The sequence below is a fragment of the Castellaniella sp. genome (assembly GCF_041675725.1).
Lineage (GTDB): Bacteria > Pseudomonadota > Gammaproteobacteria > Burkholderiales > Burkholderiaceae_B > Castellaniella.
On the sequence record NZ_JBAYTI010000001.1, the window covers coordinates 108,257 to 118,627 of the forward strand.

The window sequence follows — 10,371 nt, forward strand, 5'->3', positions numbered from 1 at the left end:
ATGGACCTGGCAACGCCTCTCACCAAGACTTCGTTGCGATCCCACCCGAGCACACCCCATGGCCATCGACTACCACCATCTGAAAAACCGTGACTTTCCCCCTGTGCACCAGCACTACACCGAGCGCGACACCATGCTGTACGCCCTGAGCCTCGGGCTCGGCAGCAATCCACTGGATGACCGCGCACTGCCGTTCTGCTATGAGGGCGTCGCCGGCGGCTTGCGCGCCCTGCCCACACAAGCCGTGGTACTGGGGTATCCCGGCTTCTGGGCGCGCGAACCGGACACCGGCCTCGACTGGACCCGGCTGCTGCACGGCGAGCAGCGCCTGCGCATCCACCAGCCCATCGCCCCTGCCGGCCAGGTGGTCGGCTACACGCGCGTCACGCGCATCATCGACAAGGGCGCCAGCAAAGGGGCCATCATGGTCAGCGAACGCCGCCTGGACGACGCCGCAGGCAACCGGCTGGCCACCATCGAACAGGTGACCTTCCTGCGGGGCGATGGCGGCTACAGTACTCAAGGCGCCGGCCAGCCCAGCGACGAGCCGCTGCCCACGCTGCCCGCCACCCCCAGCGATCGCGCCCCCGACTTCAGCGATACTTTCGACATCCCGCCAGACACCGCCCTGCTCTACAGGCTATCGGGCGATTTCAACCCGTTGCATGCGGACCCGGCCATTGCCCGATCGTCCGGCTTCGAGCGCCCCATCCTGCACGGCCTGGCCACTTATGCGCTGGCCGCTTATGCCATCCTGCGTCAATGCTGCGATCACGACCCCGCACGCCTGCGTGCCTTCGACGTGCGCTTCTCGGCGCCCGTCTACCCGGGCGAGACGCTGGTCACCGAAATCTGGCGCGATCCGCACGACGCCACCCGGCTGCACCTGAGCGCCCGCGTCCCGCAACGCGACGTCGAGGTCCTGAGCCGCGGCTATGCCGAATGCCTGCCCACCTGAGCAACCCGGCCGCCTGATCAGTGCGACACGGCAGGCGGCCGCCCCCCGACCCCCGCTGCGGTCAGGGCGTCGGCAAGATCCAAAAACTGCGCAATCGACAGCTCTTGTGGTCGGGCCGTGGGCAACACGCCGGCCGCCTGCCAGTCGAGCGACCGGGCCCACGCACCCAGGCTGCCGCGCAGCATTTTCCGGCGCTGCTCGAACACCCTGCCCAGCAAAGCCTCGAAGAGCGGTTCATCGAGGGCCTGGCGCTGTGAAAGCGGCGGCCAGGGCCGCATGCGCACCACCGACGACATCACCCGCGGAGGCGGGTCGAACGCAGCGGGCGGCACATCGAACAGCCGGGTCAGCCGATAGCTGCGCTGCAGCTGGATCGACAAGCGCCCATAGGCACTGCTGCCGGGCTGGGCGACCATGCGCTCGACCACTTCACGCTGCAGCATGAAATGCTGATCGTGTATGCAACCCGTGAAGGCGCGCAAATGAAACAGCAGCGGCGTAGAAACGTTGTAGGGCAGATTGCCTACGATGCGCAGGGCGGGCGCCCCCGCTTGCGCCGCCAGTTGGCCGAAGTCTACCGTGAGCGCATCGGCGCACAGAATCTGCAAGCGCGATGCGGGCCACTGCTGACGCAGGAAGGCCGCGAGATCGCGATCGAGCTCGATGGCCGTCAATCGCCCAATCCGTTCGAGCAGTGGCGCCGTCAGGGCGGCCCTGCCGGGCCCGATTTCCACCATCGTGTCGGCCGGTTGTGGGTCGATCGCCCGTACGAGCGCGTCGACGACCGACAGGTCTGTCAGGAAATGCTGGCCAAAGCGTTTGCGGGCCGGTCGCGCCATCTTCAGTCTTGAGCGCGGCGGGGCTTGTCGAGACGGTTGTCTATGTACGCCTGGCTGCGCAACTGATCGATCCAGTCTTCGTAGGCGGGCCCGATGCGGCGCTGCAGCAGTTCATCGCGCGCCTGCATGCGCCGGTATTCGCCTTCCATGTCTTTGCTTTGACGCTCGACCACCTGGATCAGATGCCAGCCAAACGGTGAACGGACCGGCTCGCTGACTTCGCCGTCTTTCAGGGCGTCCATCGCTTGTTCGAACCCCGGGGCGGTTTCGCCTGGGCTGAGCCAGCCGAGATCCCCCCCCTGGGGGGCCGAAGCGTCCTCGGAATAGCGCCTGGCGAGCTCTTCGAACGATTCGCCATGCTGGATCCGGGTCCGCAGGCCTTCGAGTGTCTGGCGCGCCATGTCGTCGGTTACCACCTGCGACGTCTTGAGCAGAATATGGCGGGCGTGCGTCTGGGTGACCATGATGGGCCCGGGCTCGGCGGTCTTGGGCGGCGTGGGTTTCGGGGCCGGCGCCTTGCGGACCTGTTTGGGCGGTGCCGGTGGCTCGGCCCACCCCCGCTGAAGCACCTTCAGGATGTGGAAGCCGCGGCCACTCTGGATCACCCCACTGACCCCCCCCGGTGGGAGATTGGCAATGGTCTTGGCGAACAGGTCGGGCCAGTCTTTCAGCGGCCTGACCCCCATGTTGCCGCCTTCGAGCGCCTGGGGCCCGTCCGACGAGGCTGCGGCGACGCCGGCAAAATCGGCTCCGCTGCGGACTTTCTTGAGCAGGGCATCGATCTGGCGACGTTTTTCGTCGACCGTATCCTGGGAAGCGTAATCCGGCACTTCGACCAGGATCTGCGCCACCTCGAAGAGTTCGGGGCCGCTGGGCTTGGGCGGTGGCGGTGCCGGCATGGGCTCGGGTTCGGGCTCGGGTTCGGTCTGTGGCAGGATCAGCGGCATGTCGGCATGCGCCTGCAGAAAGGCATTTACATCGCGATCACTGATGAAAATATGCTCCTGGACGAATCGCTGGCGCAGCATCTCGTCTTGAAGCTGGTTGCGCAGCTCGGCGCGGTAGTCATCCCAGCGCATGCCAGTGGCCTGCACTTCCTGGCGCAGACGTTCGGGGTTGATGCGATTGCGCTGCGCCACCGACTGCACGGCCTGATCCACCTGGGCTTCCGTCACCCGTATGCCAGCCCGTTTTGCTTCCTGGTCGAGCAGTACGGCATTGATCATCTGCTGCAGCACCTGGCGGCGCAGCGCTTCGGGTGGCGGCACCGGAATGCCCTGCATCCGCATCTGCTGCTGTACCTGCCTGGCCTTGACATCCAGCTGGGCCAGCGTGATGACCTGCCGGTCGACCACCGCCACGATGCCATCGACAAACTGCTCGGCCACGGGCTGTACTGGTTTCTTGCCGGCCGCCTTGCCATTGGCCGCCCAGGATGCCGCGGGCAACCCGCCCAGCAGGGCAAACGCCAGGGGCAGGATGCAAGCCATCCGATACAGTGGGGACATCAGTCGTACCTCTCGAACAGGGATTTTTCTGGAATGACCGGGGTCGTGGGTTGGTATCCGGTAATGCGATCAGACAGCAGTGACATGGGGTCGGTACCCAACGACCCCAGACCCGTGAGTTCGAGTTGCAGGAACAACGACGTATTGGCGTCTTCGGCCGATACGGCGTAGCGCTGCACCACCGCGCGAGCCGCCCAGCCGCCGTCACCCCGGTATTCGATTCCTGCGATCGACTGCACGTTGCGCTTTTCGACCAGCGAGTAATCATACCGGCCCACGGCGTGCCAGCGAGGGGAAAACGGCCATTGTGCCGTCAGGCTGACCTGCTCGCGCGACCGTTCGTCCGCTGAAGAAGGCATGAGGCTGTAGGGCTCGGAGTAGATGCTGGGGTCGCGCTCGTAGCGGTATGACAATGAGACCGACGCCAGGCGCTTCGGCGTCCAGCGCACGCCGGCGCTGAGCCGATTGCCCTTGAAGGTCTTTTGTTCGAACTGACCATCGAAGCTGATCGAGAAACGGTCGGTCAGGGCAGCCGACGCCCCCACCAGGAAATCGGACTCATCGGCCGTACGCGGGGTTTGCCCGGGCAACACGACTTCCTGGTCTGCGAAATAAAAGCGCTGGGCCGCCGACAGGGATAGGCGCTCGACCCCCGTGTCGGCATCCATCCAGCGGGTGGTCAGCCCCGCGGTGAGCTGATTGGCATTGTTGATGCGGTCCCAGCCGCCGCTGTAGATGTTTTCGTCGAAGGCCTGCATGAAATTGAAAGTGGCCACGCTGGTGTCGTAGACCGGCAGGTCGTCCTGGTTGCGGTACGGGACGTACAGATAGTACAGGCGCGGTTCGAGCGTCTGGACGGACGGATTGCCGAACAGGGACGCATCGCGCTCGAAGGTCAGGCCCGCATCCACCGAGGTGATCGGCAGGATGCGGGTCTGGCCCTGAGGCCGACCCGCGTACCGGGCCATGTCGGGCGAGCCCTCGAACCAGTCGGTCTCGTATCGGCTGATATGCAGCCCGAGCTTCGGGGTGAAATACGCCCCGGGTTCGACGAACGGGCGCGACACGGACGTATACGAGACCATGCGCGTCCCGTTGGGCATGATGCGCCGGCCGCTTTGGGCCGGAAAGGCGCTGCCCCGGTAAACCGGTGCCACAAAACGGGTGATCTCGTTTTGGGACACCACATCGAAGCCGTTCCAGTTGTATCGCTGTGCGGTGAAATTCAGCCGCGGCAGAATGTCGTAGGGGGGCGGCAGGAACGTGCCCGTCGAGTCCTGCAGGGTCTGGTACCCGTAGTACTCGAGATAGCCCGAAAAATACCGATCATCCGACCAGGTCAGCAGCGCCCGGCTCGGCAGGTGGGTGATGGCCGCGTCGGACAGCGTGAACGAGGAGTAGTCGCGGAAATAATCGTCGTCGGACACCTTGCGGGCGTCGAAGTAGGCGTTGAACCCTGCACCCAGGCCCTGTTCATGCTGTACGGAATACATCCAGCGATGCTCTTTCAGGATGCGGTCTCTGGAAATGTAGGTACCGAACGCGTCGGTGTAGGAGCTCGGGCTCAGATGGCGCAGTTCCAACCCCATGAGCAGGCCCCTTTTGCTCATGTAGCGCGGGTACAGCGTGGCATCGTAGTTGGGCGCGAGGTTCAGGTAGTACGGGGTGGTGATCTCCAGGCCCGCGTTGCTGGACGTGCCATAGTAGGGCAACAGGAAGCCGCTCTTGCGCTCTTGGCGCAGGGGGAACGACAGGTACGGCGAATACAGCAGCGGCATGCCCTTGAAATACAGCACCCCATTGCGCGCAACGCCCTGGTTGTCTTCCATGTACAGATCCACCTTGCTGGATTCTATCCACCAGGCGGGGTCTGGCCCATCGTAGTTGCTGTAGCGCATGTCGGTCAGCCGCATGTGGTCGCGGCTGAAGATTTCTGCCTGCTCGGCCTGGCCACGGCCCGCGGTGGCGCCCAGCCAAAAATGGGGTTGTTCGATCTCGCCCTGGTCGGTCTTGATGTTGTAGCGCAGGTGGGGCCCGCGCACGATATGGCCATCGCGCATCAACAGCCCGTTGCCGCGCACGTCGACCTGCCCACTGGCCTGGTCATGCGTGATCTGGTCGCCCCTGACGACGGCATCGAGCCGGCGCACCTGGGCATCCCCCTGCAGGATCACGTGATCTTGCGCATCGCGCGTGACCTGGTCGCCGATCAGGAAGGCGGGCAAGGCATCATCGGGCACGGCGTGCAGGCGCAGGCTGCCCACCATGCGCATCGCATCGGCATCGTGGGGAAGATCACCGGATGGCGCGCCCGGCGTCGCTGCCCAGACCGACGTCACGAGACACAGGCACAGCAACACAGGGCGGACGATGGAAGGCAACAAAACAGTGGTCCGGGAAATGAAAAAAATGGCCTGGCTCGACTGCACACCCATAGCAGGCAACGACCCAGTATTATAGAGAAGCCTGGCCCGGCTCGGGCAGTTTCCTGTTTTCACGTTCGATTGTATGCCCGTCATGACCCCCCCAGCCCCCCCCGATTCGCGCGACGAAACACGCCTGCGCTGGCTTTCCCGCCTGCCGCAGACGCACGGCATCGCCCTGGACAGCCTCACGCCCGTCTCGGGCGATGCGAGTTTCCGGCGATATTTCCGCGTCCGGGGGCAGGCTGGCACGTATATCGTCATGGATGCCCCGCCACCGCACGAAGACTGCGGCCCATTCATCGCCATGGCCGAGCGGCTGGCGCGTGGCGGCCTGCGCGTGCCCCGGGTGCTGGCGCACGCGCCCGCGCATGGGTTCCTGCTGCTGACGGATCTCGGCGCGCACAACATGCAGCAATGCCTGGAAGACGGCCTCCTCGACGCAGCCGGCCTGCAGCGGCATTATCGCGCGGCCTTGCGCGCCCTGGTGCGCATCCAGCAGTGTCCCGCACACGCGCTTCCCGTGTTCGATGCCCCCCGCCTGCTCGAAGAACTCCAGATCTTCACGCACTGGTACCTCGAAATCCATCTGGGTGTCCAAGTCGATGCCGGCACGCACGCAATGCTGGGCGAGGTGTTCGCCTTGCTGGCGCAGCGCGCAGCGGCGCAGCCCCAGGTGCTGGTGCACCGGGATTTCCACTCTCCCAACCTGATTCCCGCGCCTGACGGCGCCCCCGACGACGCTCCGGGCATCATCGACTTCCAGGACGCACTCTGCGGGCCGATCACCTACGACATCGCCTCGCTCGCGCTGGATGCCCGCTGGACCTGGGATGAACCCGCACAACTCGACTGGGCAATCCGCTACTGGGAATACGCCCGCGCGGCAGGGCTGCCTGTCGACCCCGACTTCGCCCGTTTCCACATCGAGTACGAATGGATGAGCCTGCAGCGCAACCTGCGCATCCTGGGTGTCTTTGCCCGCCTTTCACACCGGGATCAGAAACATGGCTATTTGGCGCACCTGCCGCGCGTTCGCGGTTACGTGCGTCAGGTCGCCGGGCGCTATCCGCCGTTCCACCCCCTGTTGCGCCTGCTGGACGACGTCGAGCAGCAGCCCCGAACCGACGGGTTTTCATTCTGATGCGCGCCATGATCCTGGCCGCGGGGCGCGGACAGCGCATGCGCCCGCTCACCGACCAGCGGCCCAAGCCCCTGCTCGAAGCGGGCGGCCGGTCTCTCATCGAATGGCGCATACGGGCCCTGGCGCAGGCCGGGCTGACCGACATCCTCATCAACCATGCATGGCTGGGCGCACAAATCGAGGCGGCCTTGGGCGACGGCCGCAAGCTGGGCGTGCAATTGCGGTATTCCGCCGAACCCGTGGCGCTCGAAACAGCGGGCGGCATCGCCCAGGCCTTGCCGTTTTTCCAGGGCGAACCGTTCCTGGTGGTGAACGCCGACATCTGGACCGACTGGGATCCCGTCCACGCCCTGCAACTGGCGCAGGACATGCGCGGCGACACGCTGGCGCAGCTGGTGCTCGTCCCCAATCCGGCCCACCATCCCGCCGGCGACTTCGTGCTGCAGGACGACGGCCGGCTGGACCTGCGCCAGGCGCTGGCGCCAGCCCTGACCTACGCAGGCCTGGGGGTATTCCGGCCAGCGCTCTTCGAGGCACTCGCGCCGGGCCAGCCCGCCCCGCTGGCCCCCCTGCTGCGAACGGCCATCGAGACGGGGCGCATCCGCGGCGTGCTGCATTCAGGCCTCTGGGTGGATGTCGGCACCCCGCAGCGCCTGGCGTGGCTGGACGCCCACTTGCGGGCCTGCGGGCTGGCCCGCGCCTGAGCCAATTGAAACAAAACACGACCGCACAAAAGGGCGGCTTGCCCATACAGGATGCAGAAACCCACTCAAACCGTTTATCCTAGGGGGTTTGTATGGCACGTCTGAAGCCGGTTCACCGATTTACAGGAATTCAACCATGTCGTTTGGTCAGAAACGCCCTACCTTCAAGCCCACCCCCTATGGCTACACCCGACGCAGCCGCGGGATCCCGCGCTGGCTGCTGCTGCTGATTACCGGCATCGTGCTGGGGGCAGGTGCCGTCGTGTTCCTGCAGCGCAGCTATGGTCCGCAGCGCCTCACCGTCGAGCAATCCGAAGAACTGCGCCTGGACTTGAACACGACCCACCTCGAAAACCAGCGGCTGGTCGCCGACGCCAAGAAGATCAACGAGGAAATCACCCAGGCCCGCCAGGATCAGCAAGCCCAGTCTGCCCGCGCCAGCCAGCTCAGCCAGCAGATGGCCGACATGCAAGCCAGCATGTCCAGCCTGATTTCAGCCATCCCTCCCGATCCACGCGGTGGCCTGCCGGGCATCCGCGGCGCGAATATGGTGCTGCACGGCAGCGAGCTGCACTATGAGGCCCTGCTGATCCAGGACATCCCAGAGGGGGCATCCGAGGCCCCGCCCTTCAAGGGCGAAGCCAAATTCGTGGGTTCTGGAACCTGGAGCAATGGCAATGCCGGTTCCGTCGACCTGGCGACGGTATCGTTCGAAATGGGCTTGTTCACCACGCTGTCAGGGGCGGTCGAGCTGCCCAAAGGGTACCGCCTGCGGCAGGTGACCGTGCAGATCACCCCCGACGGCGCCGACAAAATCAGTTCGACCCGCACCCTGAAGGTCGCCGTGGCCCGCTAACCCAAGCGCCGGCCACCGTACCGTCGGCGGCTGGCGCCTGGCGCCTGTCAGGCGGCTTCGGACCCGGGCTGCAGCGCTCGCTGCGCGAGCTTCACCCAATAGGCAGCCCCAAGGGGAATGAGCGCATCGTTGAAATCGTAGCTGGTGTTGTGCAGCGTGCAGGGCCCGGCCCCATGGCCAGGCAGGCGATGCTCGCCCTCGCCGTTGCCGATCCAGACATAACAGCCCGGGCGCTCCTGGAGCATGTAGGCAAAGTCTTCGGCACCCATGGAAGGCCGAACCTGGGTGTCCAGGCGATCGGCCCCCACGAGATCGCTCAGGACCTGGGCGCATAGCGCCGTTTCGGCCCGGTGATTGAGCGTGACCGGATACTCGCGGCGAAATTCGAAATCGGCCGTGCACCCCAGCGCCACCGGCAGCTGCAGGGCAATATCGCGCATGCGCGACTCGATCAGGTCGAGCGCCTGGATGGACAGCGTACGCACCGTGCCGCGCATGGCAGCGGTATCCGGAATCACGTTGTCGGCCGATCCGGCATGAATTTGAGTGACGCTGATGACGGCGGACTCGAGTGGATCCAGGTTGCGCGTGAGAATACTCTGGAAAGCCGACACCAGCTGGGCGGCCGCGACGACCGGATCCGCGCCCAGGTGTGGCATGGCCCCGTGCCCGCCGCGCCCGCGCACGGTGATGCCGAAGCTGTTGCTGGAGGCCATGATCGCCCCTTCCGTGAGACCAAAATGGCCAACGGGCAAGCCAGGCCAGTTGTGCATGCCAAAAACGGCGTCCATCGGGAAGCGATCGAACAGGCCGTCGTCGATCATTTTTTTGGCTCCGCCCCCCCCTTCTTCGGCGGGCTGGAAGATGACATACACCGTGCCTTTGAAATCGCGTTCGGCCGCGAGATGGCGCGCAGCTGCCAGCAACATGGCCATGTGCCCGTCATGGCCACACGCGTGCATGGCCCCCGGATGCCGGCTGGCATGGGCGAACGTGTTGGCCTCGGTCATGGGCAGGGCGTCCATGTCGGCCCGCAAGCCAATGGTGCGCCCCGGCGCCGATCCAGCGATCGTGCCGACCATGCCCGTACCGCCCAGGCCCCGTTGGACGGGGATGCCCCAGGATTCGAGCAAGGCGGCGACCCGGTCGGCCGTGCGGTACTCTTGAAACGCTGTTTCTGGATAGGCGTGAAGGTCTCTGCGGATTTCGGTGAACTCAGGCAGCCAGCGCTGCAGGGTGTCGGTCAGGGGCGTACTCATGCGTGCGGCTCGATCAGAAGATGAAGGGGGGCCGCCAGACGGCGGTTGGCAGCGTACAGAAAACCGGTCTCCGGCCATGGACACCGATGCTGGAGATCTTCGCACACCCCACCTGCGGCCCGTACCAGGACGGTACCGGCCGCGACATCCCAGGGTGCCAGACCCATCTCCCAGTAGCCATCGTACCGCCCGCAGGCCACCCAAGCCAGATCCAGGGCGGCCGAACCAAAGCGCCGCACGCCGCGGGTGCCATGCATGGCGGCATCGAGAATCGGCATGTACCGGGACTCGAAGGAGAAATCTCGAAAAGGCAGGCCCGTGGCCAGCACGGCATGCTCGAGCGTGGCCGTGTCGGAACATTGAATGCGCCGGCCATTGAGCCACGCCCCCAGACCATGCACCGCGGTAAACAGTTCTTCGCGATTCGGATCCAGCACGACGCCCACGAGAGGCGTATCGACGGCCAATGGGTCTGCGCCGTCGAGTTGGCAGCCTGCGTGTCCGACCAGGGCGATCGAGACCGCATAATGCGGGATGCCCGACAGGAAATTGATGGTGCCATCGAGGGGATCGATGCACCAGGTCGCCTGGTTGCCCTTGCGGCCGCCTGATTCTTCAGCCTGAATGCCGGCATCCGGATAGCGGCCATGGAGAATCTCGACGATGGCCTGCTCGGCTTC

The 10,371-nt window shown here is 65.4% G+C and carries 9 protein-coding genes; 4 read left to right on the plus strand and 5 right to left on the minus strand.

Features of this window, described 5'->3' with window-relative positions; genetic code table 11:
* Positions 1-58: 58 nt before the first annotated feature.
* On the plus strand, positions 59-958 hold the full coding sequence (locus WCZ84_RS00525) for a MaoC/PaaZ C-terminal domain-containing protein (RefSeq protein ID WP_372684289.1): 900 nt from the start codon (positions 59-61) through the stop codon (positions 956-958).
* Between the two features lie 17 nt (positions 959-975).
* Here WCZ84_RS00525 and rsmA read toward each other — a convergent pair whose 3' ends face one another.
* From rsmA to WCZ84_RS00540, 3 genes are read right to left on the minus strand one after another with little or no spacing between them, the layout of a single operon-like run.
* Entirely contained in the window at positions 976-1,797 is an 822-nt protein-coding gene (gene rsmA / locus WCZ84_RS00530) for a 16S rRNA (adenine(1518)-N(6)/adenine(1519)-N(6))-dimethyltransferase RsmA (protein WP_372684290.1), read from the minus strand.
* Positions 1,798-1,799: 2 nt separating this feature from the next.
* Positions 1,800-3,305, minus strand: a complete 1,506-nt coding sequence (locus WCZ84_RS00535; RefSeq protein WP_372684291.1) for a peptidylprolyl isomerase — start codon at positions 3,303-3,305, stop codon at positions 1,800-1,802.
* Positions 3,305-5,686, minus strand: coding sequence for an LPS-assembly protein LptD (locus tag WCZ84_RS00540; RefSeq protein ID WP_372684292.1), 2,382 nt, complete (start codon positions 5,684-5,686; stop codon positions 3,305-3,307). The genes WCZ84_RS00535 and WCZ84_RS00540 overlap by 1 nt, the downstream gene beginning before the upstream one ends.
* 136 nt (positions 5,687-5,822) lie before the next feature.
* Between WCZ84_RS00540 and WCZ84_RS00545 the strand changes: the two genes are divergently transcribed.
* The 3 genes from WCZ84_RS00545 (at position 5,823) to WCZ84_RS00555 (ending at position 8,432) form a co-directional block, all read left to right on the plus strand.
* A complete protein-coding gene (locus tag WCZ84_RS00545) occupies positions 5,823-6,872 on the plus strand; it encodes an aminoglycoside phosphotransferase family protein (protein ID WP_372684293.1) in 1,050 nt (349 codons plus the stop codon).
* Positions 6,872-7,576 carry an N-acetylmuramate alpha-1-phosphate uridylyltransferase MurU gene (murU, locus tag WCZ84_RS00550; protein ID WP_372684294.1) on the plus strand — a complete coding sequence of 235 codons (705 nt, stop codon included), beginning with the start codon at positions 6,872-6,874 and terminating at the stop codon, positions 7,574-7,576. Before WCZ84_RS00545 ends, murU begins: the two co-directional genes overlap by 1 nt.
* 136 nt (positions 7,577-7,712) lie before the next feature.
* Positions 7,713-8,432, plus strand: coding sequence for a hypothetical protein (locus tag WCZ84_RS00555; protein WP_372684295.1), 720 nt, complete (start codon positions 7,713-7,715; stop codon positions 8,430-8,432).
* A gap of 47 nt (positions 8,433-8,479) precedes the next feature.
* Here the strand turns inward: WCZ84_RS00555 and WCZ84_RS00560 are convergent, their stop codons facing one another.
* Positions 8,480-9,691, minus strand: coding sequence for a M20 aminoacylase family protein (locus WCZ84_RS00560; protein WP_372684296.1), 1,212 nt, complete (start codon positions 9,689-9,691; stop codon positions 8,480-8,482).
* The coding region (locus WCZ84_RS00565) for an inositol monophosphatase family protein (protein ID WP_372684297.1) at positions 9,688-10,371 on the minus strand (684 nt) is incomplete at its 5' end. The genes WCZ84_RS00565 and WCZ84_RS00560, both read right to left, overlap by 4 nt.